This window comes from Rhodococcus sp. 14-1411-2a, assembly GCF_002259485.1.
GTDB lineage: Bacteria > Actinomycetota > Actinomycetes > Mycobacteriales > Mycobacteriaceae > Rhodococcoides.
Genome location: NZ_NPGA01000011.1, coordinates 158,196 through 182,281, shown reverse-complemented (window position 1 = coordinate 182,281; position 24,086 = coordinate 158,196). Strand labels below are relative to the sequence as shown.

Below are 24,086 nucleotides of genomic sequence, written 5' to 3'. Positions count from 1 at the left end.
GGTGTTCTCGTATCGACGCGGAGGTTTGTGATGGCCGGCGGACTCGTAGCCCTGCTCGACGACGTGGCAGCGCTGGCGCGTCTGGCAGCTGCGTCCATCGACGATGTCGGTGCGGCGACGGGCAAGGCGACGGCCAAGGCCGCCGGCGTCGTGATCGACGACGCAGCAGTGACGCCGCAGTACGTTCGCGGTCTCGCAGCCGAACGTGAACTGCCCATCATCAAGCGCATCGCCGTGGGCTCGCTGCGCAACAAGCTGCTGATCATTCTGCCGATCGCCTTGTTGCTCAGTCAGTTCCTGCCGTGGCTGCTCACACCCATTCTGATGCTCGGCGGCTGCTACCTCAGCTATGAGGCCGCGCACAAGATCTGGGGCGCGCTGTTCGGCCACGGCGACCATCACGCCGCAGCCGAGGACGAGCCGCGCGACGAGGACACCGTTGTCTCCGGCGCAGTGCGCACCGATCTGATTCTGTCCGCCGAGATCATGGTCATCGCGCTCGACACCATTGCTGCAGAGGATTTTTGGAGCCGCCTGATCATCCTGGCGGTTGTCGCCGTTGTCATCACGATCGTCGTGTACGGAGTCGTTGCGCTCATCGTGAAGATGGACGACATCGGTCTGAAACTGGCCGACGGCTCCACCGGATTCGTGGAGAAGTTCGGCCGAGGCCTGGTCAAGGGCATGCCGAAGGTCATGTCGGTGCTCTCGGTCGTCGGCACCGCGGCGATGCTGTGGGTCGGCGGACACATCCTGCTCGTCGGTATCGACGAGCTCGGATTCCATCCGATCTACGAACTCGTGCACCACGGCGAGGACGCAGTGCGCGGCGTGGCCGGCATCGGCGGAGTGCTGGCATGGATCGTCAACACCCTCGCGTCGGCGATCATCGGCGCGATCGTGGGCGGCATCATCGTCGCTGCGCAGCTGGGAATCTCGAAGGTACTCGCCAAGCGGGCTGCCGCGAAGTAGTGGCAGCATTCCTCACCGATGAATCAGCTCGAGCACCCTTCGCTCGGACATGGAGACATCGGCGAGCGACGCCGTCAACTGGTCCCATGCGCGCTGAACGCGAAGTTCGTCGCGGCGCAGGCGTTTCTGGGCGGCAGCCAGTCTGCGGCGCTCGGCTCGAAGCGCATGCAACTCGCGATCGTGCCGGGCGATGAACAGGTACGTGTGCGGATCGAACGGATACATGCCAGCTCCTATGGTGTCGTGGGGAATCCGTGCATCAGAACCATGACGTGTTCGCGCTCCCCCGAGGTCGCGGTTTCCCCACGTCGACGCCACTTGTCGATAACGGCGCGCATCTCCGTGCCCATGGTCTTCGTTTCCTCCGCAGTGAGCCGCAGAACGTCGTCGCTGCTGAATGCCGCGTTTACCCAGTCCTGGCCCCATGATTCCGAGGTTCGGCCGAAGTCGTGCAGACGTGACCATTGGTGTGCCAGCCATGAATCCATGGATGCCTTGGCAACCGACAACGATTCGGGTGAGTCCGAGAAGTCGTTCTCGGACCAGCTGAACCCTCCCTCGTTGGCCTCCGACCACCAGCGCTGACGTTTGTCCGATCCGTTCTCGACCTCCTTCACGAACCCGTGCTCGGCGAGTTTCCGTAGGTGATAGCTCACCGAGGCGGGTGACTCGTCCACCAGATCGCCGAGCTGGGTCGCTGTCATCGACTTGTTGGCGCGCAACGCATAGAGCAGTCGCAGCCGGATGGGATGCGTCAGCGCCTTCAGCTCGGACATGTCCGTCAGCTTCCGTGGCGTCCGATCCGGAGGTGGTGGGGTCATACGACAACCATAACCCGAAAGAAATATTTCGCAATAGTTTTTTCGGAACTAGCTGCTGTGCACGGTCACCGCGTATCCGTCCGGGTCGGAGAGGACGAAGGTCTTACCGAAGGGGCCGTCGAAGGGTGCTGTCAGGATGGGCACGTCGGCGGCGACCAGTGACGCGTGCAACGCCTCGGCGTCGTCGCAGGAGAGCCACAGGGCTACCCCCAGTCCGGCCTGCCCGCTGTCGAGATCGGTTCCGGGAGATGGGTTTCGGACGGCGAACGGGATGGGTGAGGTCGTGAACACCACCGCGCCGGGGGGTGCCTGGGGAGCGCGGACCAAGCCGAGCAGGCTTTCGTAGAAGTCTGCGCTGACGGCGAGGTCGCGTACTTGCAGAGAGAGGAAGCTCGGTCCGGAAACGGTAGCCGTGGTCATGTGGGGTCCTTTCGAGGTGGTCGTCAAGTTCTTGACGAATGGAATTTATGTCAAGATGTTGACATGAGTCAAGTGGACCTCGACACCTCGATCGGTTACGCCCTCAAGCGGGCCACCTCCGCACTGCGTTCGGCGATGGACGACCGCCTCCGCGAACTCGACATCACGGTCTCGCAGTATTCGAGCCTCGAACTCCTCGCACACAAGCCGGGGCTGTCCAACGCAGAGCTCGCCCGCGCGGTGTTCGTCAGCCGGCAGGCAACCCATCAGCTGCTGGCCGGGCTGACGCGCGATGGTTTGGTGGAGATCGAAGGTGCCGGTCGAGACCAACGCCTGCACGTGACGGCTCGGGGAATCGAACGCCTACGACAAGCGTCGGCCGCCGTCGCAGACGTGGAACGCACCATGATCGAATCGCTCTCCGCGCAGGAGCGGGAAGTGCTGCATCGCAATCTTGTTGCGTGCGCGGAGGCATTGGGCGGCCACCCGCACGCGTGACCTCACTCGATCGAGTCGAGGAACTCCAGCATTGCCGTGTTGAATTCGTTCGGTCGGTCCATGTTCGCGGCGTGGCCGCATTTGTCCAGCACTACCGATCGGCCATGTGAGTTGCCTGCCACGGACTCGGAAGCGTGTGCAGCGGGCCAGAACTGACTCTCACGCCCGGCGACCATCAGGTGCGGCCGATCCGTTGCTGCGATGGTCGCGCGCCAATCTCGGGCAGCGTGGTCTGCGAGCAGAGCCTGCATCGGCGGGGTATCGGGCGACGCCATCTTCGGAACCGCACGTAGCGCGAGCACGAGCTTCAGGAGCGACGGCACGGACTTCCACTTGGGCAGGCCGTGTCCGGTATCAGGTATTCCGTTGTCGAAGAATGTCGTTCGGTTGTCCTCGGTGAGACCGTAGAAGCCGTTCTTCCAGTCGGAGGTGTTCACCATCTTCGGCGTCTGATCCACCGATACGACGGCTCGTACGTGCTCGGTGCCGAATTGCGAGATGTACGACCAGATGGTGCTCGCCCCCATGGAGCCGCCGATCAAGACGGCCTCGTCGACGCCCACCTCGGACAAGAAGCTCGCCACGTCGCGTCCGTGCCGCTCCATGGACGCCCCGTGGGTCGGTGCCTCCGAGGCACCGTGTCCTCGTCGATCGAGCGCCAGAACGCGATACCCGGCGTCCACCAACGCTTTCTGCTGCAGCACCCACGTCGTCGCGGGCGCGCAGAAACCGGCAATGAGCACCACGGCCGGGCCCGTGCCCTCGTCCAGATAGTTCAGGGTGACGGCATCGTCGGTGATGACGGTCGGCATGGTCGACACTCCCTCAGGCGAAGGTGGCGTGCATTTCCCAGATCATGATTTCGCTCGCGGTCGATGCTGTCACACGGTGTCCGCCGGTGGAGGTCAGTCGCACCGCGTCACCCTGGGCGAGCTCGCCGATGTCCTCGAACATCGCTGAACCGTCGGCGACGAAGACGTGACCGAACGGCGCGTCGGGAACGGTGATGGACTGTCCGGGCCGGAGCCGCGCAACGTGCAGTGCCGCGAAGCGATTGCCGATGTGTATTCCACTTCTGCCCGGCATTCCCGATGCCACACAGACCAGCTCGCCGGATGCCAACTCGTCGCGCATGTCCAGTTCGTCGTACCAGGGCACTCGTCCGTCGGCATCCGGCGGGATCCACATCTGTACGACGCGTAGCTTGTCGCGGCTGGTCAGGCTCGACGCATTGCGTTCGGTGTGGCGAATGCCGGTGCCCGCACTCATTCTTTGAATCAGCCCGGGGCGGATCAGCCCGGAATGGCCCTCGGAATCGGTGTGCGCGAGCGTGCCCTCGAGTACCCACGTGAGGATCTCCATGTTCCGGTGCTCGTGCGAGTCGAAGCCTTCCCCGGGAAAGACGGTGTCCTCGTTGTGCAGCATCAGCAGCCCGTGCGCGTTCGCCGCCAGGTCGTAATTGCCGGTGGCGGGGAAGGACTGTTTGGAGTCGAGCCATTCGTTCCACCAGTGATGCCGCTGTGCGCTCACAATGCGGTTGACCTGGGGTTTCAACGTCATGATGTCCTCAACGCGGACGGTGAACCTGGCATTCCGGTGGGTCGCCGGTCCCCCGCATGCTCATATGAGCATAATTGCGCTCAAGTGTTGACCGTGACCCGAGTCACTGCCTACGTTTGAGTCCGCCCCACTTCGGCCCCACTTTTTCGGAAGGACCCCATGAAACTCGCCACGACAATGAAGTCGGCCGGGCTGGTTGCCCTCGCGACCGTCGTCATCGCAGGATGCTCCACACCCGGTGACGGCAGCTCGACCGCAACCAATTCTCTGCCCGAAGGTGCCAAGGCCAAGATCGGGTTCAGTCAGGCAACCCAGCAGAGCCCCTTCTACGTCTCGCTCACCGATGCAGCGACCGCCGAGGCACAGGCACAGGGCAACGAGCTGCTCAACGTCGATGCCAACGGCGATGTGACCAAACAGAACAACGACGTCCAGGACCTCATCACCCGCGGGATCAACGTCCTGATCATCAACCCGGTCGACCCCAAAGGCATCGCGCCGGCGCTCGCCGCAGCCGAGGCAGCAGGTGTCAAGGTCGTAACCGTCGACCGCCCGATCGACTCGGGAGCGGAGTCGTTCGTCGGGCGCGACAACAAGGCGATGGGCCAGCTCGTCGGTGAAGCCATGGTTGAGACACTCGGCCAAGCAGGCGGCAAGGTCATCGAAATACAAGGCGACGCAGGCGGAACCGTCGCGAAGGACCGAAGCGACGGCTTCCACGCCGCCGCAGATGCCGCATCGAACATCACCATTGTCGAAGGTCCGTACGCGAACTACATCAGGTCCGAAGCGGTGACCGCCATGCAGGATCTGCTCCAGGCGAACCCGGACGTCAAGGCCGTCTATGCGCACAACGACGACATGGCTCTCGGTGCACTGCAAGTTCTTCAGGAGAACAACCGCACCGATGTCAAGGTGTTCGGTGTCGACGGTCTGATGGAGGCAGTGAAGGCCATCGCCGACGGAGACCAGTATGTGGCCACGGCCTCGAACGATCCGGGCAGCGAGGGTCAAAAGGCAGTACAGACAGCGATTGCCGTAGCCAATGGCGACAGCGTCGAATCCTTCGTCGACGCCGGCACCGCATTGGTGGACAAGTCCAACGCCGAAAGCCTCGTCGGAGATACCACCTTCGCCGAGTCCTCTGCCCAGTAGCGTCTCTGGCCGGTTCAGTTCTGCCCCTGTAGCTCAATATATTTCGAGAAAGTCGAGTTCGATAATGGTTCCCCAGCAGATGACTGCTGCCGTGATGTACGCGCCGGGCGATATTCGAGTGGAGCAGGTCGCTGTACCCGAGCCCAAGGCCGGAGAAGTCTTGCTCGAGGTCGCGGCATGCGGAGTGTGCGGGTCCGACATTCCCCGTATGCTGCGCAATGGTGGTTACAAGATGCCCATCATCTGCGGTCACGAGTTCTCTGCTCACATAGCGGTTCTCGGCGACGGAGTGATCGGGTTCGAGGTGGGTGACCTGGTCTCGGTCCCGCCGCTCATTCCATGTTACGAGTGCGAGTACTGCCTGAAGGGCGAGTTCGGCTTGTGCGAGGACTACGACTACTTCGGAAGTCGTTGCGATGGAGCATATGCGCAGTACGTGACGTCCCCTGTCGGAAATCTGATGAAGATGCCCGACGGGATCGATCCACGGGCGGCGGCGATGCTCGATCCCGCTGCCATCGCATTGCATGCGCTGTGGAAGACCAACCTGCGAACCGGACATCGCGTCCTGGTCATCGGTGCCGGCCCGATCGGTCTGTTCGGTATCCAGTGGGCGAGAATGGCTGGTGCCAGTCAGGTGGTCGCCCTGGACCTGAGTCCCGAGAAGGCGGCGATGGCACTCGAAGCCGGTGCGACTCATGCGGTGCAGTCCGCCGACGAGGCACGCGCACTCGGTGGGCGCGGATTCGACATCGTTCTCGAATCCGCCGGCGTGGCATCGACAGTCGACCTCGCTGCTGCACTCACCGGACCGCAAGGTCATGCGACCTTCATCGGTATCCCGCATGCACCGGTCACACTGGAGAAAGAAACGTTCAACAACTTTCTTCGGCAGGAGACGAGCCTCCACGGTTCGTGGAACTCGTTCTCTGCTCCGTTCCCCGGTTCCGAGTGGCACACGGCTGCGCAGAAATTGGCCGACGGATCGCTGAAGTGGGAGTTCATGATCACGCACCAACTGCCGCTGTCGGAGCTGCCGGACATGATGAAAGCGCTCGGTGACCGGTCCGTCTTCAGCTCCAAGGTCATCTTCACGCCCAACGAAAGCTGATCCACGATGGGAATACTGCTGAGTCTCGATCTCGGCACCGAAGGCGCTCGAGTAGGAGCCTTCACCGATGACGGAGTCGCTCTCGGCTCCGTTCATCGGCCCTACCCGACGGCCTTTCCTCGACCCGGTTGGGCCGAACAGAACCCGTCGGACTGGTGGCGTGCCTGTGTCGGTGCAACGCGTGAGTTGCTCGCGATGCCCGAATGTGTTGCTGCGGGTCCTGTGCTCGCAGTGGCGTCGTCGACGACGGCTTCGACCGTTGCTGTCGTCGACGAGGCCGGTAACACACTGCGCCCCGCGATCCTGTGGATGGATTCGAGAGCCTCTGCGCAGTCGGACCTCACCGCCACGTTCGTAGCGGATCATCCCATTCTGAAGTGGTCGGGTGGATCCGACGCGACGGAATGGCTGCTTCCCAAGGCTATGTGGCTCCAACAGTATGAACCGGAGACTTTCCAGCGGGCCACGCGAATCATCGAGGCCATCGACTTCATCACCTTCAAATTGACCGGCCGGTGGGTCGGTTCGCAGATGAACGCCGTGTGCAAGTACAACTACGACTCGGTCGCAGGCAGGTTGCCACAGGAGCTGTACGACGCGCTCGGTGTCGGGGAGCTGACCGCCAAGCTGCCTGATACGATCCTTTCCGTCGGATCGAGTGCTGGAGTAATTCGTGCCTGTGCCGCAGAAGAATTGGGAATATCACGCGATGCGGTGGTAGGCGTGGGCGGTATCGACGCGCACGTGTCGTTGCTCGCCTGTGGAGGGAAGCCCGAGGGTCTGGTGTCCTTGGTCTCGGGTACTTCCACAGCGATCATCACCGAGATCGACGATCCGTGTGACACCGGCGAAGTGTGGGGACCGTACCCACACGCGTTACGTCAGGGCAAGTGGCTGGTGGAAGGCGGCCAGATCACCAGTGGATCCATCCTCAAGTGGGTCGGCGAGGGAATCATGGGGGTGCCGAGAGAGCAGATCGGTTCTCTCATCGAAGGTGCTGCTGCGGTCGATCCGAGAAGCCATGGACTGCTGGCGCTCGACTTCTTCATGGGCAACCGAACTCCGCACCGGGACGCTCGGCTGCGCGGCGCGGTCGTCGGACTGACGCTCGGTACCACTCGGGAAGAGCTGTACCGAGCGACCGTGGAAGCGGTTGCATGCGGAACCAAGTCGGTACTCGATTCCTTTGCACGTGGCAATATCTCGTGCGACCGACTCGTATTTTCGGGTGGAATGCAGAGGAATCGGCTGTGGCAACAGATCACCACAGACGTACTGGGAATCGAAACCGAGATGGTTCTCAGTGACAATTTGACGCTGCGCGCCTGCGCCGTCATTGCCGCCAGAGCCGCCGGTCTCGTTGGGTCGCTGGACGAGGGAGCGGCGCTGTTCCGTCCTCGCACAACCACATTGGTCCCCGATGCGGCCTTGCACGAGCACTACACACAGACCTACGAGAGCTACGTCGAGCTGACCGCAGTGCTCAAGCCCGTCATGCATCGATCGGTGATCGCATTGGAGAAGCGATGACGACGCCGGACAAGGAACACGACACACTGCTGCTCGAAGTGGCACTGCTCTACTACGAGCAGAACCGAACTCAGGACGATATCGGGCGAGAACTGCATCTGACCAGATGGAAAATCGGTCGATTGCTCGACGAGGCTCGCAAGTGTGGAATCGTCCGCATTCAGATCGTTCATCCGCAGGCGCGCCAGTCCACCCTCGAACTGGAGTTGTCCAGGCGATTCGGCCTGACCGAGTGCATCGTGGTGCGGACTCATGCAGATCTGTCGGATCAACGGGCACAAGTGGCGAAGGCCGCTGCCGACTATCTGCAGAGTAGGGGATCTCAGGTCCGTACTCTCGGTGTGTCGTGGGGAAACACGATGCAGGACATCGCCGCTGCGTTGCCCTCCGGATGGAGTGACGGCGTGGAAGTCATCCAGATCAACGGCAGCATAAGCCGCTCCATCAAGCCGACCACCGCGGCGAACGTGGCGACGAGTATTGCGCACAGTGCCCACGGTCATGCGGTTCTGTTGCCGGTACCGGCAATCGTCGAGCAGGTGTCCACCAAGCGTGCACTCGACAGCGAGCCGTTCATGCGTGAGGTTCTCGACAAAGGCCGTGCAGCTGACGTTCTGCTGTTCTCGCTGGGTGCCCTGGATGCGAATTCTGTTCTGGTGCAGAGTGGTGCGATCAGTTCCGATGAGCTCGAGCGCCTGCAATCGGCGGGGGCGTGCGGCGACGTTCTGGCGCATTACATCACCCCGGACGGCACGCTTGCCGATACCGACCTGGAATCTCGCACGATGGGCCTGTCGCTCGACGACCTGCGCGCAGCGCGTTGCTCGGTGGCCGTCGCGGCCGGCCTGCGCAAGGTCGATGTGGTTACGGGCGCACTGAGAAACGGTCTGTGTTCGGTCCTGATCACGGACGAAGAGACCGCACGCACAGTTCTGGAGAGAAAGCTATGAACGCAGCACTGCGTATGGAGAACATCGTCAAGGAGTTCCCGGGAACGTTGGCCTGCAACAAGGCAACGCTTGAGGTGGCCAAGGGCGAAGTTCATTGCCTGCTCGGAGAGAACGGTGCAGGCAAGAGCACGATGATGAAGATCTTGTCCGGGTCCTATCGCCCCGACGGCGGCACGATCACCGTCGACGGTGAGTCGATGAATTTCTCCAGCCCCCTCGACGGGGTCAAGGCCGGCATCAGCACGATCTACCAGGAACTCGACCTGGTTCCCGACCTGACGGTGGCGCAGAACCTGTTCCTCGGGCATGCCCCGACACGAGGTATTTTCGTCGACAGCAAGGCTCGCAACGCGGCTGCCGCCGACGCCATCGCTCGCGTCGGTGGAAAGTTCGCGCCCACCGCGACCGTGGGTGCACTGTCGGTATCGGACCAACAGCTCACTGCCATTGCGCGCGCACTGACCACCTCTGCGCGGATCATCGTGATGGACGAACCGTCGGCGACACTGACGGATCATGATCTGGCAGCGGTGTTCGACGTGATCCGTGAACTGGTGGCCGAAGGCAAATCGGTCGTTTACATCTCGCACCGACTCGACGAAATCAAGGAGATCGGGCACCGGGCGACGGTGATGCGCGACGGTTCGACTGTGGAGGTGTTCGACGTGCCCACTACCTCGAAAGCCCGCATGGTCGACGCGATGATCGGTCGCACAGTCGATTCGGCCGGAACAACCCGTGGCCCGTTCACCGGTTCCGGGCAGCTCCTGAGCATCGATCGGGCCACCATCGAGGGTGTTCTCGACATTCGAGGAATTTCCGTGCGCCCGGGGGAAATCGTGGGTCTTGCAGGATTGGGTGGTGCGGGCCGGTCCACGCTGCTGTCCGCCGTGTTCGGCGACAACTCAGCGGAACTGGATATGACGTTGCATGGGACGCGGTTCACATCGATGAATCCGCAGCGAGCAGTTCGGTTGGGCATCGGACTCGTACCCGAGGACCGAAAGAAACAGGGTCTGTTGCTGGAGATGTCGGTAGTCCGCAACGCCGGATTGGCGGCCTTGAAACTCTTCGGCATCAATCCTTCAGGACGCGCCTCCGCAGTGGCACGCGAACCCCTGCAGAAGCTGGGCGTCAAATTCGCATCCGAAACCCAAGCGGTGGGCCAACTTTCGGGAGGTAACCAACAGAAGGTGGTCTTGGCGAAATGGATGGCGCGCGGTATCTCGCTGCTGCTGCTCGACGAGCCGACTCGTGGTCTCGATATCGGTGCGAAGGCGGACCTGTTCGAGCAGGTTCGAGGCCTCGCTGATTCCGGAGTCGGGGTACTGATGGCCAGCAGTGAGTTGTCCGAGCTGACCGAAAACTGCAACACCGTCTGGGTTCTGCACGAAGGCCGGAACGTAGCCCAGTACGACCCCCACACAACCGCATCGGCCGACATCGCACGAGTCGTCGTCACAGGAAGCATCGAGAGCAATGTCTGATACATCTGTCGCCGTCGCCGAAACATTGTCGACGCAGAAGCAGCACCGGCAGAACATCATCGTCAAGTTCAACCTTCTGTTCATCTTCGCGGCGCTGTTCGTCGTTGCCTCACTCGTGGCACCGCAGTTCCTGACGTCGCAGAACCTGGCCAATCTGCTTCAGCAGTCTTCGTTGACCGGCATCGTGGCCATCGGTATGACCTTGGTGATCCTGACGGCAGGTATCGATCTGTCAGTGGGAAGTGTTGCGGCTCTAGCTGGAATGCTCGTCGCGATCTTCATCGGGATGGGAATCGCGTGGCCAGTGGCGTTGCTGCTCGCTGTGCTGGCGGGTGCGGTCTCCGGCGGTATCGTGGGAAGCCTGAGCGCCTATCTCATGCTGCCGGCATTCATGGTAACCCTCGCTGCCCTCCAATCGGTGCGTGGACTGACGTACCTGACCACCAACGGAACGCCGACCACGTCGGAAATTCCTCTGGGACTTCGGTTTCTGGGGGCCGGCTCGGTCGGACCCATCCCGACGGTAGGAATCATTTTCATCGTGGTGGCCATCGTCGCCGGTGTCGTGTTGAACAAGACGACGTACGGCGAATACATCTATGCCGTCGGAAGCAACAAGGACGCGGCCCGGTTGTCCGGACTTCCGGTCAAGAAGATTCTGGTCAGCGTCTACGTGATCTCGGGTTCGCTCGCCGCCTTCGCCGGCATCCTGCTGACCGCCCGACTGACCATCGGGCAGCCGACCGCCAACCAGGGACTCGAACTCGACGCCATCGCAGCGGTGGTATTGGGCGGGACCAGTCTGTTCGGCGGCAAGGGCAGCATCTTCGGAACCTTCGTTGCCGTGCTGCTGCTTTCGGTACTACGAAACCTATTCAACCTCATGGGTTTGAGCTCGTTCTTCCAGATGCTCGTCACGGGTCTCATTCTCGTGGCTGCCCTCATCCTCAACCATGTCCTGGACAGGCGCGGCAGTCGCTAGTCCGTCCACACCATTCTCGTTACCGACAAGGAAGTTCCGATGCCGTCTTCGATCTCACCCGCACAGCTGGCCCGCTACATCGATCACACTCTGCTCAAGCCGGAGGCCACCACGGCGGATGTTGCCGCTACCGTCGCCGACGCAGCGAGGCTCGGCACCTATTCGGTGTGCGTGTCTCCTTCGATGTTGCCACTCGAACTACCTGAGGAATCGAATCTGAAAGTGGCTGTGGTGTGCGGCTTTCCGAGCGGAAAGCACGCAACGGAGGTCAAGGCTGCGGAAGCGCGGCTCGCCGTGAGCCGGGGGGCCGACGAGATCGACATGGTCATCGACATCGGGGCAGCCAGAGAGGGTCGCTTCGATGCGATCGAAGCCGATATCGCGGCCGTCCGCGCTGCAGTCGAGCGGCCGGCAGTTCTCAAGGTGATCATCGAGTCGGCTGCTCTCACAGATGACGAGATCGTCGGGGCATGCCGCGCCGCTGTCGCCGCCGACGCGGATTTCGTCAAGACGTCGACGGGCTTCCATCCGACCGGTGGGGCGTCGGCACATGCTGTATCCCTGATGTCCGACACCGTGCAGGGCAAGTTGGGGGTCAAGGCGTCGGGAGGCATCCGCAGCTACGACGATGCTGTGGCGATGATTGCGGCTGGAGCTACCAGGCTGGGAGTGTCGGGTTCGGAAGCGGTGGTTTCCGGCGCGGTGAACACCGAGGCTACCGGCGGATACTGATCACGACGCGTGGTTCCGCATTGCCGAGAAAGTGCGGGTGAGGGCCGCGAGATCCTCTGGGTTCACCAGGTCGAACATGTTCTCCCGCACCGCTGCGGCGTGCCCTGGACTGGCCTCGGCGAGGGTGCTGAGGCCGGACTCGGTGAGTTCGGCGGACATGCCCCGCTTGTCGTCGTCGCATTTGACGCGTCGAACCCAACCGCACTCGACCAACCGGCTGATGGCCCTCGTCACGCCGCTTCGAGTAGTGGTGACGGCGTCGGCGAGTTCGCTCATGCGGCGTCGGCGATCGGGCGCTTCGGAGAGCACCACCAGCAGCTCGAAGTCGGTGAACGAGATACCGGAGTCGCGAGTGAGCTGGTTGTCGAGATCGCGAAGCAGCAGCCGAGTCGCGTCGAGGTATGCGCGCCAGGCCGACTGTTCGTCCTGGCTGAGCCACCGTGGAGATTCCATGGGTCCATATTAGTTGACAACGCAACTACTCGGTGTACTGTTCGTAGTAGTTGACGAAGCAACTACTTGACCGAAGGGTAGAGCGATGACCGAGACAGATCAGCACACCATCGAGCGTGACCGCATTCGTGCCCAGCACATGAAGCCTGCAGGCGAGCGGCCCGCGTCGTCGGCCCGGGGACTGCATCACACCGCGTTGGTCAGCAGCGACGTCGAAGCCACGGTTCGCTTCTACCAGGATCTTCTCGAGTTCCCGCTCACCGAACTGATCGAGAACCGTGACTACCCAGGCTCCTCGCACTTCTTCTTCGATATCGGCAACAGCAACCTGCTGGCGTTCTTCGACTTTCCCGGACTCGACGTCGGACCGTATGCAGAGGTGCTCGGCGGCCTCCACCACGTGGCGATCAGCGTCGAGCCCACCAGGTGGGAACACCTGCGTACCAAGCTGATCGACGCCGGAGTGGAACTGATCGAGCACAGCGAGGTCTCGCTGTACTTCCGCGACCCCGACGGTGCGCGTCTCGAACTGATCGCCGATCCACTCGGCGAGATGTACGGGTCGCACGTCCTCTGACCCCATACTTCGAGATTCGAGGCAATGACATGACCTCTGCAGCAACCACACTCGACGTCCGGCGGGCCGACGAGCGATTCAAGACCAAGATCGGCTGGCTAGACTCCAAGCACTCCTTCTCCTTCGGCCACCACTTCGATCGTGGCAACACCCACCACGGCGTCTTGATGGTCAACAACGACGATATCGTCACCCCCGGGCAGGGATTCGACACCCACCCGCACCGTGACATGGAGATCGTGACCTGGGTACTGCAAGGATCGCTGGTGCACCAGGATTCGATGGGCCACTCCGGCGTCATCTATCCCGGTCTCGCGCAGCGCATGAGTGCGGGCACAGGAATCCTGCACTCCGAGAAGAACGACTCGTGGCGACTCGGTGAGACCGCCGGCTCGTACTCGGGCAAGCACGGCGATCCCGTTCGATTCGTCCAGATGTGGGTTGTGCCCGACGAACAGGGCATCACCCCGGGCTACGAACAGCTCGAGATCGACGGCGAATTGCTCAGTGGCGGTTTGGTTCCGGTGGCGTCAGGGATGGCGCGCCACGCCGATCACGCGGCGATCCGAATCAAGAACAAGTACGCCGCGATGCACGCTGCACGTCTGCACCCAGGGCAAGCCCCGGTCGACGTTCCCGACGCGCCGTTCGTGCACATCTTCGTAGCCGAGGGCGAAGCGATGCTCGAAGGTGCCGGCGTACTCGCCGAGGGCGACGCCGTGCGGATTTCCGGAGGCGGCGGGCAGAAACTGAGCACCGCAACCGGAGCCGAAGTGATCGTCTGGGAAATGCACGCGGCGATCGCCGGGTGACGTCGGCTACCGCTTCAGGCCGAACATCTTCGCGATTGTCTTCTCCATGAAGGTCGCCGGGAGCAACCGCCGCGCCATGAACACGATCGGTGCGTTGCTTCCTCTGGCGTACAACGGTTTCGGCTTGTCGGCCTCGGTGGCCTTCAACACCACCTCCGCGACGTCCTCGGCGGAGATGCCGGTTCCCTCCTTGCGGTCCAGGGACGAGATCGCGGTGTGGAAGTCGTCTCGGTGGACCGAATCCGGTGCGATGTACTTGGTTCGTCGCTCACTGATTCCGGTGTTGATCGAGCCCGGCTCGACGGTGGTCATCCACACCCCGAAGGGTGAAAGTTCCAGGCGCGCGGCATCGGAGAAGCCCTTGATGGCGGCCTTCGTCGACGCGTAGGACGAGCGGTAGGCGAGCGGGAAGCTGGCCAGCATCGATCCGATCATCACGATGCGGCCGTATCCACGCTCGCGCATACCGGGAATGACGCCCTGGGACAGCGTCACTGCACCGAAGACGTTCAACTGGAACAACCGCTCGATGGCATCGGTCGGCAGCTCCTCGAACGGCCCGGACTGACTCTCACCGGCGTTGTTGACCAATACGTCGACGACACCGAGATCGGCGACGAAGTTCCGGATCGACTCGGCATCGGTGAGGTCGAGAGCGCGATACTCGACGCCGGTGGCCCGTTGCGCGTCGGTCATCGAGTCCGGATTGCGGGAGGTGCCGATCACTCGATACCCCCGGGCGAGGAGCGCCTGCGCAACCGCGCGTCCGATACCCGACGAAGCTCCGGTGACCACTGCCGTGCGATTCATGCCCAGATGGTACCGGGACGGCTGATCGATACCGGATGACGAACCGTCCCATACCGGTTAGTCTGTTACCCGTGCAAACGAATTCTGCTGCCCTGCTGATCGAGCACCTCTGTATGGCTTTCGGCCCAAAAGTTGCAGTCGACGACCTGTCGCTGATGGTTCCACCCGGTTCGATGTTCGGACTCGTCGGCCCCAACGGCGCAGGCAAGACGACGTGTCTGTCCATGGCGGTCGGTCTGCTCAGGCCACAGTACGGCCGAAGTCTGGTGTTCGGACGAGACGTCTGGGCCGACCCCATCGCCGCGAAGGAGCTACTCGGAGTACTGCCCGACGGGCTCGCTCTGCCATCCCAGTTCACCGGCCACGAGCTTCTGACCTACTTCGGACGACTGCGCGCGATGCCCGAGGACGTGATTGCGCAGCGTCGGGACGAGCTGTTGGACGCGTTGGATCTTGCCGACGCCGGGGGAACCGTCATCGCCGATTACTCGGCGGGTATGACCAAGAAGATCGGACTGGCCTCGGCGCTGCTGCACGGCCCCCGGCTGTTGGTGCTGGACGAGCCCTTCGAGGCGGTCGACCCCATCTCCTCCACCACCATTCGCACCATTCTGGTCCAGTTCGTTCGCTCCGGCGGGTCGGTGATCCTGTCGAGTCACGTGATGGCGCTCGTCGAGCAGCTCTGCACCCACGTCGGCGTCATCACCGGTGGCCGAGTCGTGGCTGCGGGAACGGTGGACGAGGTCCGCAACGGCGGAAGTCTGGACGATGCCTTCGTTCGCCTGGTCGGTACTCGCGAACAGAACCCCGACGGCCTGTCCTGGATGCGCTCGTGACGTCTCTCGGTCGAACCGTCCTGCAGATGCGAATCACGCTCTACCGCAGGCAATTCAGGGGGCGGCCAAGCAGTGGTGAAAAGCGTGTTCGGGTTGCTGGGGCTGGTCTTCGCGGTATTGGCTTGTGTGTTGTCTGCGCGCAGTGGGGCCTCGCAGGTGTTGGTCGGCGGCACCGTGAGCCTCGGGCTGACACTGATCGGTCTGAGCTGGGTGCTGTTCCCGGTGCTCTCGGGGATCTCCGACGACAACATCCAGCCCCGCCACTTCCAGATGCTGTCGGTGAAACCTTCACGCCTGGCGCATGCCCTGTTGGCCACCTCGGCGTACGGGATGCTGGTGCCGTTGACGGCCATCGCGACCGCGTCGATCCCGATCTACGCCGTGTCCCGTTCTCTCGCAGCACTTCCGCTTGCCCTGGTGGCCTGGCCTGCGACCGTCGTACTCTTCGTGACGCTGTCCAGGGTGGTCACCGTGGCGATGTCTCAGCTACTGAAGAGTCGGCGTAGTCGAGAGCTCGCTCTGCTGGCGTTCGGTGCGGTGTTCGGCGGCCTGTACTTCCTGCAGTTCCCCATCACCCAGAACTTCTCTCGGGTTCTGTCGGGCGAAGTGACATGGCCTCTGACGCTGGCACATTCGATTCCGTTCAGCTGGGGAATCACCGGAGTCGACGCTGCGCTCGACGGCAACTGGCCTCTCGCGATCGGCGCAGTGGCCGGCCTGCTGCTGCTCGACGTCGCAGTGGTGTGGGCGTGGCAGCGACTTGTGCTGCGGCTCTTCGAGGGGCGGGTGTCCGCCTCGTACGGCGCGTCGCGGAAGCAGACGGCAACGAACGGCCGCAACAGCGACACCGGCTGGCGCGCTACCCGTGTCGGCGCGGTGGTGATGCGGGAGTTGTCCCTGTGGGGCGGCGACGTGCGTCGTCGAAGCCAGTTGCTGTCGGTGCTGATCTTCACGGTGCTCGGAGGCGTCGGCCCGTTGCTGACCGACTCGATTCCGTTCAGCGCAGCGTGGGGTGCGTGGATGGTGATCTACTTGGCGATGGGCGCGGGGTCGAATCTGTACGGCCTCGACGGCGGTTCGATGTGGCATCTGGTGATGATTCCGCAGGCTCTGCGCGACGACGTCCGTGGTCGGCAGATCGCGTGGCTGATGGTTGCGGCACCGTTCGCGATCGTGTCGACGACGGTGGTCCGAGTGTTCGGCGACCTCGGACTCGACCGGTTGGCGGTCCCCATCTCGGTGACGCTGTCGATGCTCGGCGTCAGTGCCGGGCTCATCGTCGTGATCTCGGTCCGTGCCGCCTACCCGGTCCCCGAACCCACCAAGGCCTTTTCGCTGAACACCCGAGGGTCGTTCAACGGAGGTTCGTTCGCATTGATCTTGCTGTCGATGGTCGTACTCGGAGTGTCGGTGGTGCCCGGTCTGCTGCTGGCACTGCTCCTGCCCGGTGCGTTCGCGTACCTGTCCGTTCCCGTGGCCGCGGCTATCGGATGGCTGGGCATCTGGTGGGGCGCCCGGATGGCCGTCGACACGCTCGTCGGTGACTCCGACAAGATCTTGCACGAGGTGATCTCACGGTAGGGCGCGAATGGTCCGACACGGGTTTCCGGCAGCGAAGGTGTGCGACGGCACGTCCCGGGTGACAACGCTGCCTGCACCGATCACCGAGTTGTCGCCGATCGTGACGCCCGGGCACACGATGACTCCGCCGCCCAGCCAGACGTTGTTCCCGATGACGATGGGAAGAGCACTCTCCCAGCGTGTTCGGCGCGCCTCGTGATCTTCCATGGGGTGCAGCGGCGTCAGCAGTTGTGCCCGTGGTCCGATCGACACATCGTCGCCGATGGTGATGGGCGCGCAGTCCAACAGGATCGCGTCGTAGTTGAGGAAGCTGTTCGATCCGATGGAAATGTTTGTGCCGTAATCGCATTGGAACCTGGGCATGATCCACAAATCGTCTCCGAAGGATCCGAGCAATTCGCCGAGAATCTCCCGACGCTCTTCGTTCCGGTCTGCGTCGGTTGCGTTGAATCGGCTCAGGAGCGTGCCGCACGCGATCCGAGACGCCACCAATTCGGGATCGCTGTCTCGGTACAGCTCTCCACGCAACATACGATCTCGGTTCTCGCCCATGGGCGAGACACTACCGATCGGTCGACTTCTCGAACAGGGCAACGCTGAACCATGCACTGCCCTCGGCGAACTCGCGGCGGCCGACGTAGCGGAAACCCTGATCGAGGTAGTAGCTGCGCAACGCGCCGTTGGTCTCGGCGCAGTCCAGACGCAGCAGCGAGCGTCCTTCCCGGCGAGTCTGCTCCGACGCCCACTCGAGCAGCGACGCGCCGAGGCCGGTACCGGCCTCGCTTCTGTCGATCACCAATCCGTGTACGTAGCAGGCCAGTTCGTCGTGCTCGGACCAGATGATCGGGTCGGATCCGATCAAGCGCAGTGCTCCGACTATCGGGCCGCCGGGATCGCGTCGGGCGACGTAGAACTCTCCTGCCTCGATCTGCGCTGCGACAGTGCCGAGGGGCACCTCGCGTGGCGTCCACTGATCGATCCCTCGATCCGAGAGCCAGTCCTCGGCTGCGTGCCTGAGGCCGAGTATCGTTGCCGCGTCGGCGGCAGTTGCGGGTTCCACGGTGAGCACGGTGCCATGGTACGGAGGTGGCGAGTTCTGTGGTGAACGTGCTTGTGGTCGAGAGCGGTTCGGACCGGATGTCCTTCCCCGGGATCGATGGAGTCGAGTTCCGAAGCTGCCTGATGGACGAACTCGCCGACGCGGTGTCGTGGGCCGAGGTGCTGCTGTTTCGGACCTTCGAGACTGCCGATCTGCGGGGCGTGTGGCCCGATGCCGAGAATCTTCGCTGGATCCACGCGTCGAGTGCCGGAGTCGACAGACTGCTGGACCCGGTTCTGCGCGAGAGTCCGTGGACGCTGACCAATTCCGGTGGCATCCTCGACCGGGCCATCGCCGAGTACGTCGCAGCCGGCATCCTGGCGTCAGTCAAGAAGTTGCCCCGGGCGCTTGCTCGGCAGCGCGAGCGGGTGTGGGAACACAGAGTTGCCGGCGGAATTCACGGTCGCGCCGCCCTCGTCGTCGGTCCCGGTTCGATCGGACGCGAGATCGGCCGGGTACTCGGCGCGCTCGGTATGCGCGTCGAGGCCGCGGCAACGTCCGAGCGACCGGGCGATTCGGAGTTCTCGCGGATCCGAAACTTTCGAGAATTGCCCTCGTATGCAGGCGAATACGACGTGATCGTGCTGGCGACACCGCTGACCGATGCCTCGCGCGGACTCGTCGACGCGGCGGTGCTGGGGGCCATGCGTTCCGATGCAGGCCTGGTCAACATCGCCCGCGGTCCCGTCGTCGACGAGCGGGCCCTGTGCGATGTCCTGGGATCCGGAGAGATCGGGTGGGCCGTGTTGGACGTGTTCGAGGTCGAACCGTTGCCGGACACGAGCCCGCTGTGGGACATGGACAACGTCATCCTGACCGCGCATCTGGCGGGCGACTCCGACGATTTCGCGGAGCGTCTGTGGGCGCTGTTCGAGGACAACCTGCAGCGGTACGTCCGCGGTTCGGAATTGGTCAACGTGGTGGATATGCAGGCGGGGTACGTGCGCCGCTGAAACGGACCGCCAAAGTATGCGTAACACGCCGTAGCATGTACTAAGGTGCACGAGTGCGTGAAATCAATCGTTCGGCCGTGGCATCGACCAGTCGTGATGCGGCATTCGCCTACATGGACGACTTCAGAAACGTCCCGCAGTGGATGTTCGGCATCACCCGGTTCGAGCCGAGGAGCGACATCCTGTCCGGTCTCGGAGCCACGTACGACGCGACGATGCAGATCGGTCCGAAGGCTCTCACCTCCGTTGTGCACGTGACCGAATGGGTCCACAACGAGAGGCTCACGCTCGAATCGGTCGAGGGCCTGTCCAACTCGTCCACGTGGTCGTTCTCCGACACGGCAGACGGCGGTACCCGTCTGGATGTGGTGTTCCGCTACAGCCTTCCCGGCGGAATTGCAGGCAAGGTGCTCGGCGCTGTGGTCGAACCCGTTGTGGGTCAGGCGATCAAGCACACGGAGTCGACGCTACGCGCCCGCCTGGAGGCGGCCGACTAGTACACGTACTTGTCGAGTGCGTCCAAGACCTGGTCGACGGCGAGCCACGCGAACAGGAATGCGCAGATACCCAGCGTGAGGTTGGTGAACCAGCCGTTGCGCCATTGCTGTGGCACCCGATCGCTGTTGAGCAGAATCAACAGTGTCACCGCCAGGAACGGCATGAACACCGCCCCGAGGACGCCGTACGCGAGCACGAGCCCGATCGGTTGGTCCAGCCACAGCAGCGCCATCGGCGGGAACGTCAACCATGCGACGTACCAGCGGAAGTACTTACCGCCCACGCGTGTTTCGGGGTGGCCCTGTTCGAGCCCCTTCAGATTGCCGACGAAGTCCGCGAACATCAGGCTCACACCGTTCCACACCCCGATCAGCGACGAGAACGACGCCGACCAGAATCCGATGAGGAACACGTACCCGAACACCGTGCCGTAGCGCTCGGCGAGCACGTCGGAGAGTTGAATCAGGCCCTGATCGCCGGTGGAGATCGCGATCTGCGACGAGTACAGCAGTTCGGCACCGACGATGAGCATGGCGAGGACGAAGATGCCGGAGATGACGTAGGCCATCGAATTGTCGATGCGCATGACGCGCATGAATTTCGGTGTGATCCAGCCCTTCTCGCGCAGCCAGTAGCCGTATGCGGCGAGCGTGATGGTGCCGCCGACGCCACCTGCGAGACCGAGGACGTACACGATGGAGCCGTCGGGAATGGTGGGGACGATGCCTTTGACGATGGCGGGAACGTTCGGAACCGCCACTACCGCAGCGCCGATCACGGTCACGAACATGATGCCCACGAAGACGGTGATGATCTTCTCGAAGAACCCGTAGCTACCGAGCCAGATCAACGCGAACCCGAGGAGCCCGGACGCGATGGCGACAACCTTCAGATCCAGGGCCGGGAACAGCGCGACGATCGGCAACGCGCTCGACGACATCGCCGCAGCACCGTAGACGAATCCCCAGATCACGATGTACGGCGCGAAATAGACCGTCGTCCACTTACCCAGCGAACGCCAGCCCTGAAAGATCGTGTTGCCCGACGCCAACGTGTAGCGGCCGGCACCCTCCACCAGAACGACTTTCATGACGACGCCGACGATGATGACCCAGAGCAATGCGTAGCCGTAGCGCGAGCCGGCCACCAGAGTCGCGACGAGGTCGGCAGCCCCGATGCCGGTTGCGGCGACCACGAGTCCGGGGCCGACCACCTTCCATTTCGGAGGTGCAGTGGTCTCGGTCATCGATTCTCCTCGTGCGCCGGGGGTTGCTCAGTGACCTGTCTCACTCTTTACGAAACGTACGGTTCCTGGCAAGTCAGCGCTCGGTACCGTCGATACGGTGACCGACGGACAGCAGTCATCGCGTGCACTGAGCTTCGGCAAGGTTGCCGAGAATTACGACCGGGCCCGTCCCGGCTACCCCGCCGAGTTGTACGCGGACATCGTGACCGGGGACGGGCTGCGAGTGCTCGAGGCGGGAGCAGGTACCGGTAAAGCCACCGTTGCCTTGGCTGAACTCGGCGCGTCCGTTGTTGCGGTGGAACCGGATCCGGCTATGGCAGAGCTGGTTCGGCGGCGCACCGAGAACCTCGCCGTCGAAGTGCAGGTGTCGCGGTTCGAGGATTGTGCAGCCCCGGCAGCGGCGTTCGATGTAGTGGTGGCCGCCCAATCCTGGCATTGGGTGAACCACGGGCAAGGAGCTGCAGTGGCGGCCCGCGCGTTGGTCCCCGGCGGTGCCCTTCGGTTGTGGTGGAACATGCCGGGCGACCTCGAGGGCCCGGCATGGGAAGCCGTCCGGGCGGCCTACGACGCAACCGAGCCGGAAGCGGCACCACTGTTGGCGCTCTCTCTCGGTGCGCAACCGGAGTCGAACGTGCCCCGCGCTGCCGGCTTCGGTCCGTGGACGACCTCGACGTACGAGTGGGTCCAGCGCTACTCCGCAGACGATTTCTGCGCCCTGGCCGCCACGTACTCGAGCCATCTAGCCCTGGACGACGTGCGCCGCGGCGAGGTCCTGGGCGCAGTGCATGCGGCCATCACCCGCTACGGCCACGTCGACTACCACTACGTCACACAGATGGTGACGGCGCAGCGCGACTAGGAGATCGTCGTGGTGCAGACGACGAATTGCCTTGAATCGTAGGCGAATCCACCCTCGGGGCATTCGTTGGGATCGGCGGTACCGGTCTTGATCTCGGTGACCTGTTCGACGTCGGTCGCGGTGGGGTCGTTGCAGTCGACTCGTGAGGGCTCATCCATACCGACGGTGGGCACGCTCATGCAGCCGTCGACGACCCAGTCGACATCGAGGCACAGTGCCCCCTGCTCCACACCGTCGAGTGTCTCGTAGTAGGTCTGATTCACGTCGGTGGGGCACTGCTCGTTCTGCTCGGCCTTGGCGATGACCTTGTAGTTCGATTCCATGCTGCCGCATTCGGCGTTCTCGATGGTGGCGGCCGTCATCGTTCCGCCGAGTTGGACGCATTGACCGATCTCGACATCGATGTCGGTGGAGCCGCCGGCGTCGATGCCTTCCTGGCCGGAGACGTCATCGGTGGTGCTGCCCGCGGCGGACGTGGCGGACGAGGTGGTGGTGTCTGCGGCAACGGCATTGCCCGATTCGGACGACGAGCATCCTGCGGCGAACAGCAGCGTGAGCGCTGCACCTGCGGCGAGGAGGCCTCTGGAGAAAGCAAGCATCGTGGCATGACCTTCGGAACTCATCGAGGCGAGAGAACACACCCTCGTCGGCAGCCCCACGGGCCACCGAAGAAAGATTCTTTACCATTCACGGAGGTTTGAAAAGCGCACAGCCGGAAGTCACGAACGGAACACAATGGTGGCAACCCATTTGGTGTTGTGTACGCCCGGCAGCGCAGGCACGATCACGCGCGCGGGAAATCCGTGATCGAGCGAGAGATCCACGCCGTTGACTTGCAACGCGAGCAACGAATCCGGATGGCTTGCTTGATTGCCCTGTAGTACCGCGCGCGTGAATGCACCGTTCTGCTCGAGCGAAGTGACCTCGGCCGATCGCGGTGCGGGTACGCCTGCCAGCGCGGCGAGTTCGGCCAACGGGACACCGGTCCACGTCTGCGTGGTCGACCATCCTTCGACGCACGCGATCGGAAGTTCGGCAGTGCGCTGCGGCATCGACAGCAGCCTGCCCCGAGACAGCACCACCGGGACGGCGTCGTCGGCTGCGCTGCTGATCGTCAGTTGCCAGTCGGGCCCGGTCTGCGCCTCGGTGATCCCCGCAGCTTCGGCGGTTCGGTTGATCTGAAAGTCGTTGGGGCCGTCACCGTACGAGCGACCGCGAGGCAGCAGAATCGCAGCCTTGCGCAGCACGCCTCCGAGCGTCTGGCCGACGGTCAACACCGCGACGAAACCCATTCCGGCAGCGACCAATCCGATGGCCCCGCGTCGACTCATGGTCGACGGGGGGCTGTCGTCGCTCTGCTGGTCCGGAGCGTCGTTGCGAGCCCGCAACACGTCCATCAGAGACTCGGACCTCAGGGTGCGCCACATCAGCGGAACCTTGAGACCGAGGTGCACGAGAAATCCGGAGATGAACACCCAGGCACCGAAGTAGTGAGCGGCGTAGAAGTCGAAACCGAACACGTAGTCGTACTGGATGTTGAGAACGCCGGTGACGATCTCGAACAGCAGGCCACCGACCAGTGCCAACAGCGACAGTCGTTCGAGCGCATGTGCCGGCGATCGGACCGGTGGTAGTTCGACCAGCTTGGGCATCACCGACCACAGTTTGGCGATGACGAGCGGCACGATGATCAGCCCGAGCCCGACGTGCAGGCCCTGGGTGAGTTGGTACAGCCAGGCAGGGTTGGTGGGCCAGTCGAAGTACGGCAACCGCAGCCACCCGACGGCTGCGGGTCTGGCCTGGCCGAACTGCGGTCCGTAGGCGCTGTACGAAAGCAGCCCCGTCACCGTGATGATCGGCAGCGCGACGAGCAGTACCGCACCGAACAGCGACGTCAGCCACGTGCTGCGCAGCGGACTGCGAAAGCGCGCGAGAGGATTGCGGACGTCGGCCATGTAGGGCATTCGCTGCCCAGTCGATGCCGGATGCCTCGTGGCCTGCTCGGGTACCGGCGGGTCGTCGCTCACGTGCGCCTACCGCCCTCCGCTCGGAACCAGCATCCGGTGTCAGTATCGGGCCGGACAGCGAGAAAGCAAGCTCTGAACGTCCCCGCGGGGACGCGTCGGACCTCGTCGAGAAGTTCT

Annotated in this window: 28 protein-coding genes; 16 read left to right on the top strand and 12 right to left on the bottom strand. The window is 63.2% G+C overall.

Annotated features, from left to right (window positions below; all coding sequences use genetic code 11):
- The first annotated feature begins 30 nt into the window (after positions 1–30).
- A complete protein-coding gene (locus tag CH291_RS09245; RefSeq protein ID WP_094638341.1) occupies positions 31–972 on the top strand; it encodes a DUF808 domain-containing protein in 942 nt (313 codons plus the stop codon).
- A gap of 12 nt (positions 973–984) precedes the next feature.
- Here the strand turns inward: CH291_RS09245 and CH291_RS09240 are convergent, their stop codons facing one another.
- The 3 genes from CH291_RS09240 to CH291_RS09230 are packed head-to-tail and all read right to left on the bottom strand — an operon-like array spanning position 985 to position 2,213.
- Positions 985–1,197, bottom strand: coding sequence for a hypothetical protein (locus CH291_RS09240; RefSeq protein ID WP_094638340.1), 213 nt, complete (start codon positions 1,195–1,197; stop codon positions 985–987).
- Positions 1,198–1,205: 8 nt separating this feature from the next.
- Positions 1,206–1,793 carry an ArsR/SmtB family transcription factor gene (locus CH291_RS09235; protein WP_256980782.1) on the bottom strand — a complete coding sequence of 196 codons (588 nt, stop codon included), beginning with the start codon at positions 1,791–1,793 and terminating at the stop codon, positions 1,206–1,208.
- Between the two features lie 48 nt (positions 1,794–1,841).
- The gene (locus tag CH291_RS09230) at positions 1,842–2,213 is read right to left on the bottom strand and encodes a VOC family protein (protein WP_094687277.1); all 372 of its coding nucleotides are present in this window, start codon (positions 2,211–2,213) and stop codon (positions 1,842–1,844) included.
- A 63-nt stretch (positions 2,214–2,276) separates the two neighbouring features.
- On the opposite strand from CH291_RS09230, the gene CH291_RS09225 reads away from it, so the two are divergent.
- Complete coding sequence (locus CH291_RS09225) at positions 2,277–2,711, top strand: MarR family winged helix-turn-helix transcriptional regulator (protein WP_068049409.1); 435 nt, start codon at positions 2,277–2,279, stop codon at positions 2,709–2,711.
- A 2-nt stretch (positions 2,712–2,713) separates the two neighbouring features.
- Here the strand turns inward: CH291_RS09225 and CH291_RS09220 are convergent, their stop codons facing one another.
- Together CH291_RS09220 and CH291_RS09215 are read right to left on the bottom strand one after the other, a co-directional pair.
- A complete protein-coding gene (locus CH291_RS09220; RefSeq protein ID WP_094687276.1) occupies positions 2,714–3,523 on the bottom strand; it encodes an alpha/beta fold hydrolase in 810 nt (269 codons plus the stop codon).
- Between the two features lie 13 nt (positions 3,524–3,536).
- Entirely contained in the window at positions 3,537–4,271 is a 735-nt protein-coding gene (locus tag CH291_RS09215) for a pirin family protein (RefSeq protein WP_094687275.1), read from the bottom strand.
- Between the two features lie 159 nt (positions 4,272–4,430).
- Here CH291_RS09215 and CH291_RS09210 point away from each other — a divergent pair, with 159 nt between their 5' ends.
- From CH291_RS09210 to deoC, 7 genes are all read left to right on the top strand, one after another.
- Positions 4,431–5,426, top strand: coding sequence for a substrate-binding domain-containing protein (locus CH291_RS09210; protein WP_256980781.1), 996 nt, complete (start codon positions 4,431–4,433; stop codon positions 5,424–5,426).
- 79 nt (positions 5,427–5,505) lie between these two features.
- A complete protein-coding gene (locus tag CH291_RS09205; protein WP_094687313.1) occupies positions 5,506–6,537 on the top strand; it encodes a galactitol-1-phosphate 5-dehydrogenase in 1,032 nt (343 codons plus the stop codon).
- Between the two features lie 6 nt (positions 6,538–6,543).
- Complete coding sequence (locus CH291_RS09200; RefSeq protein ID WP_094687274.1) at positions 6,544–8,067, top strand: FGGY-family carbohydrate kinase; 1,524 nt, start codon at positions 6,544–6,546, stop codon at positions 8,065–8,067.
- Positions 8,064–9,017 (top strand): sugar-binding transcriptional regulator, encoded by a 954-nt coding sequence (locus CH291_RS09195; RefSeq protein ID WP_094687273.1) that lies wholly within the window; start codon positions 8,064–8,066, stop codon positions 9,015–9,017. Before CH291_RS09200 ends, CH291_RS09195 begins: the two co-directional genes overlap by 4 nt.
- Positions 9,014–10,504, top strand: a complete 1,491-nt coding sequence (locus tag CH291_RS09190; protein ID WP_094687272.1) for a sugar ABC transporter ATP-binding protein — start codon at positions 9,014–9,016, stop codon at positions 10,502–10,504. The genes CH291_RS09195 and CH291_RS09190 overlap by 4 nt, the downstream gene beginning before the upstream one ends.
- A complete protein-coding gene (locus tag CH291_RS09185; protein ID WP_094687271.1) occupies positions 10,497–11,486 on the top strand; it encodes an ABC transporter permease in 990 nt (329 codons plus the stop codon). The genes CH291_RS09190 and CH291_RS09185 overlap by 8 nt, the downstream gene beginning before the upstream one ends.
- Before the next feature lie 39 nt (positions 11,487–11,525).
- On the top strand, positions 11,526–12,218 hold the full coding sequence (gene deoC / locus CH291_RS09180) for a deoxyribose-phosphate aldolase (protein WP_094687270.1): 693 nt from the start codon (positions 11,526–11,528) through the stop codon (positions 12,216–12,218).
- Here the strand turns inward: deoC and CH291_RS09175 are convergent, their stop codons facing one another.
- Positions 12,219–12,671 carry a MarR family winged helix-turn-helix transcriptional regulator gene (locus tag CH291_RS09175; RefSeq protein WP_094669507.1) on the bottom strand — a complete coding sequence of 151 codons (453 nt, stop codon included), beginning with the start codon at positions 12,669–12,671 and terminating at the stop codon, positions 12,219–12,221.
- A gap of 85 nt (positions 12,672–12,756) precedes the next feature.
- Here CH291_RS09175 and CH291_RS09170 point away from each other — a divergent pair, with 85 nt between their 5' ends.
- Together CH291_RS09170 and CH291_RS09165 are read left to right on the top strand one after the other, a co-directional pair.
- Positions 12,757–13,248, top strand: coding sequence for a VOC family protein (locus CH291_RS09170; protein ID WP_068049417.1), 492 nt, complete (start codon positions 12,757–12,759; stop codon positions 13,246–13,248).
- Positions 13,249–13,277: 29 nt separating this feature from the next.
- Positions 13,278–14,060 carry a pirin family protein gene (locus tag CH291_RS09165; RefSeq protein ID WP_094687269.1) on the top strand — a complete coding sequence of 261 codons (783 nt, stop codon included), beginning with the start codon at positions 13,278–13,280 and terminating at the stop codon, positions 14,058–14,060.
- A gap of 6 nt (positions 14,061–14,066) precedes the next feature.
- Here the strand turns inward: CH291_RS09165 and CH291_RS09160 are convergent, their stop codons facing one another.
- On the bottom strand, positions 14,067–14,870 hold the full coding sequence (locus CH291_RS09160) for an SDR family oxidoreductase (RefSeq protein WP_094687268.1): 804 nt from the start codon (positions 14,868–14,870) through the stop codon (positions 14,067–14,069).
- A gap of 35 nt (positions 14,871–14,905) precedes the next feature.
- Between CH291_RS09160 and CH291_RS09155 the strand changes: the two genes are divergently transcribed.
- Together CH291_RS09155 and CH291_RS09150 are read left to right on the top strand one after the other, a co-directional pair.
- Positions 14,906–15,706 (top strand): ABC transporter ATP-binding protein, encoded by an 801-nt coding sequence (locus CH291_RS09155; protein WP_094669511.1) that lies wholly within the window; start codon positions 14,906–14,908, stop codon positions 15,704–15,706.
- 84 nt (positions 15,707–15,790) lie between these two features.
- Complete coding sequence (locus CH291_RS09150; RefSeq protein WP_256980780.1) at positions 15,791–17,287, top strand: ABC transporter permease; 1,497 nt, start codon at positions 15,791–15,793, stop codon at positions 17,285–17,287.
- Here the strand turns inward: CH291_RS09150 and CH291_RS09145 are convergent.
- Positions 17,279–17,839: a sugar O-acetyltransferase gene (locus tag CH291_RS09145; RefSeq protein WP_094687267.1), complete on the bottom strand. Its 561-nt coding sequence runs from the start codon at positions 17,837–17,839 to the stop codon at positions 17,279–17,281. The genes CH291_RS09150 and CH291_RS09145 overlap by 9 nt on opposite strands.
- Positions 17,840–17,849: 10 nt before the next feature.
- Positions 17,850–18,356 carry a GNAT family N-acetyltransferase gene (locus CH291_RS09140; RefSeq protein WP_094638325.1) on the bottom strand — a complete coding sequence of 169 codons (507 nt, stop codon included), beginning with the start codon at positions 18,354–18,356 and terminating at the stop codon, positions 17,850–17,852.
- A gap of 32 nt (positions 18,357–18,388) precedes the next feature.
- On the opposite strand from CH291_RS09140, the gene CH291_RS09135 reads away from it, so the two are divergent.
- Together CH291_RS09135 and CH291_RS09130 are read left to right on the top strand one after the other, a co-directional pair.
- The gene (locus CH291_RS09135) at positions 18,389–19,339 is read left to right on the top strand and encodes a D-2-hydroxyacid dehydrogenase (protein ID WP_143545904.1); all 951 of its coding nucleotides are present in this window, start codon (positions 18,389–18,391) and stop codon (positions 19,337–19,339) included.
- 53 nt (positions 19,340–19,392) lie between these two features.
- Entirely contained in the window at positions 19,393–19,836 is a 444-nt protein-coding gene (locus CH291_RS09130) for an SRPBCC family protein (RefSeq protein ID WP_082898666.1), read from the top strand.
- Here CH291_RS09130 and CH291_RS09125 read toward each other — a convergent pair.
- Positions 19,833–21,083 carry an Nramp family divalent metal transporter gene (locus CH291_RS09125; RefSeq protein WP_068049426.1) on the bottom strand — a complete coding sequence of 417 codons (1,251 nt, stop codon included), beginning with the start codon at positions 21,081–21,083 and terminating at the stop codon, positions 19,833–19,835. The two genes, CH291_RS09130 and CH291_RS09125, sit on opposite strands and share 4 nt — an antisense overlap.
- Positions 21,084–21,180: 97 nt before the next feature.
- Between CH291_RS09125 and CH291_RS09120 the strand changes: the two genes are divergently transcribed.
- Complete coding sequence (locus CH291_RS09120) at positions 21,181–21,942, top strand: class I SAM-dependent methyltransferase (RefSeq protein ID WP_094687266.1); 762 nt, start codon at positions 21,181–21,183, stop codon at positions 21,940–21,942.
- Here the strand turns inward: CH291_RS09120 and lppU are convergent.
- Together lppU and CH291_RS09110 are read right to left on the bottom strand one after the other, a co-directional pair.
- Entirely contained in the window at positions 21,939–22,565 is a 627-nt protein-coding gene (gene lppU / locus CH291_RS09115) for an LppU family putative lipoprotein (RefSeq protein WP_179272220.1), read from the bottom strand. The two genes, CH291_RS09120 and lppU, sit on opposite strands and share 4 nt — an antisense overlap.
- 96 nt (positions 22,566–22,661) lie before the next feature.
- The gene (locus CH291_RS09110; RefSeq protein WP_094687265.1) at positions 22,662–23,906 is read right to left on the bottom strand and encodes a molybdopterin-dependent oxidoreductase; all 1,245 of its coding nucleotides are present in this window, start codon (positions 23,904–23,906) and stop codon (positions 22,662–22,664) included.
- Positions 23,907–24,086 lie beyond the last annotated feature (180 nt).

Excerpts from the sequence above, each read along its gene's own strand:
- CH291_RS09220 (WP_094687276.1), bottom strand. The coding sequence starts at position 3,523 with ATGCCGACCGTCATCACCGACGATGCCGTCACCCTGAACTATCTGGAC.
- CH291_RS09235 (WP_256980782.1), bottom strand. The coding sequence starts at position 1,793 with ATGACCCCACCACCTCCGGATCGGACGCCACGGAAGCTGACGGACATG.
- CH291_RS09160 (WP_094687268.1), bottom strand. The coding sequence starts at position 14,870 with ATGAATCGCACGGCAGTGGTCACCGGAGCTTCGTCGGGTATCGGACGC.
- CH291_RS09215 (WP_094687275.1), bottom strand. The coding sequence starts at position 4,271 with ATGACGTTGAAACCCCAGGTCAACCGCATTGTGAGCGCACAGCGGCAT.
- CH291_RS09200 (WP_094687274.1), top strand. The coding sequence starts at position 6,544 with ATGGGAATACTGCTGAGTCTCGATCTCGGCACCGAAGGCGCTCGAGTA.
- CH291_RS09165 (WP_094687269.1), top strand. The coding sequence starts at position 13,278 with ATGACCTCTGCAGCAACCACACTCGACGTCCGGCGGGCCGACGAGCGA.
- deoC (WP_094687270.1), top strand. The coding sequence starts at position 11,526 with ATGCCGTCTTCGATCTCACCCGCACAGCTGGCCCGCTACATCGATCAC.
- CH291_RS09145 (WP_094687267.1), bottom strand. The coding sequence starts at position 17,839 with ATGGGCGAGAACCGAGATCGTATGTTGCGTGGAGAGCTGTACCGAGAC.
- CH291_RS09225 (WP_068049409.1), top strand. The coding sequence starts at position 2,277 with ATGAGTCAAGTGGACCTCGACACCTCGATCGGTTACGCCCTCAAGCGG.
- CH291_RS09190 (WP_094687272.1), top strand. The coding sequence starts at position 9,014 with ATGAACGCAGCACTGCGTATGGAGAACATCGTCAAGGAGTTCCCGGGA.
- CH291_RS09155 (WP_094669511.1), top strand. The coding sequence starts at position 14,906 with ATGACGAACCGTCCCATACCGGTTAGTCTGTTACCCGTGCAAACGAAT.
- CH291_RS09245 (WP_094638341.1), top strand. The coding sequence starts at position 31 with ATGGCCGGCGGACTCGTAGCCCTGCTCGACGACGTGGCAGCGCTGGCG.
- CH291_RS09170 (WP_068049417.1), top strand. The coding sequence starts at position 12,757 with ATGACCGAGACAGATCAGCACACCATCGAGCGTGACCGCATTCGTGCC.
- CH291_RS09195 (WP_094687273.1), top strand. The coding sequence starts at position 8,064 with ATGACGACGCCGGACAAGGAACACGACACACTGCTGCTCGAAGTGGCA.
- CH291_RS09125 (WP_068049426.1), bottom strand. The coding sequence starts at position 21,083 with ATGACCGAGACCACTGCACCTCCGAAATGGAAGGTGGTCGGCCCCGGA.
- CH291_RS09205 (WP_094687313.1), top strand. The coding sequence starts at position 5,506 with ATGACTGCTGCCGTGATGTACGCGCCGGGCGATATTCGAGTGGAGCAG.
- CH291_RS09110 (WP_094687265.1), bottom strand. The coding sequence starts at position 23,906 with ATGCCCTACATGGCCGACGTCCGCAATCCTCTCGCGCGCTTTCGCAGT.
- lppU (WP_179272220.1), bottom strand. The coding sequence starts at position 22,565 with ATGAGTTCCGAAGGTCATGCCACGATGCTTGCTTTCTCCAGAGGCCTC.
- CH291_RS09210 (WP_256980781.1), top strand. The coding sequence starts at position 4,431 with ATGAAACTCGCCACGACAATGAAGTCGGCCGGGCTGGTTGCCCTCGCG.
- CH291_RS09230 (WP_094687277.1), bottom strand. The coding sequence starts at position 2,213 with ATGACCACGGCTACCGTTTCCGGACCGAGCTTCCTCTCTCTGCAAGTA.
- CH291_RS09175 (WP_094669507.1), bottom strand. The coding sequence starts at position 12,671 with ATGGAATCTCCACGGTGGCTCAGCCAGGACGAACAGTCGGCCTGGCGC.
- CH291_RS09240 (WP_094638340.1), bottom strand. The coding sequence starts at position 1,197 with ATGTATCCGTTCGATCCGCACACGTACCTGTTCATCGCCCGGCACGAT.
- CH291_RS09185 (WP_094687271.1), top strand. The coding sequence starts at position 10,497 with ATGTCTGATACATCTGTCGCCGTCGCCGAAACATTGTCGACGCAGAAG.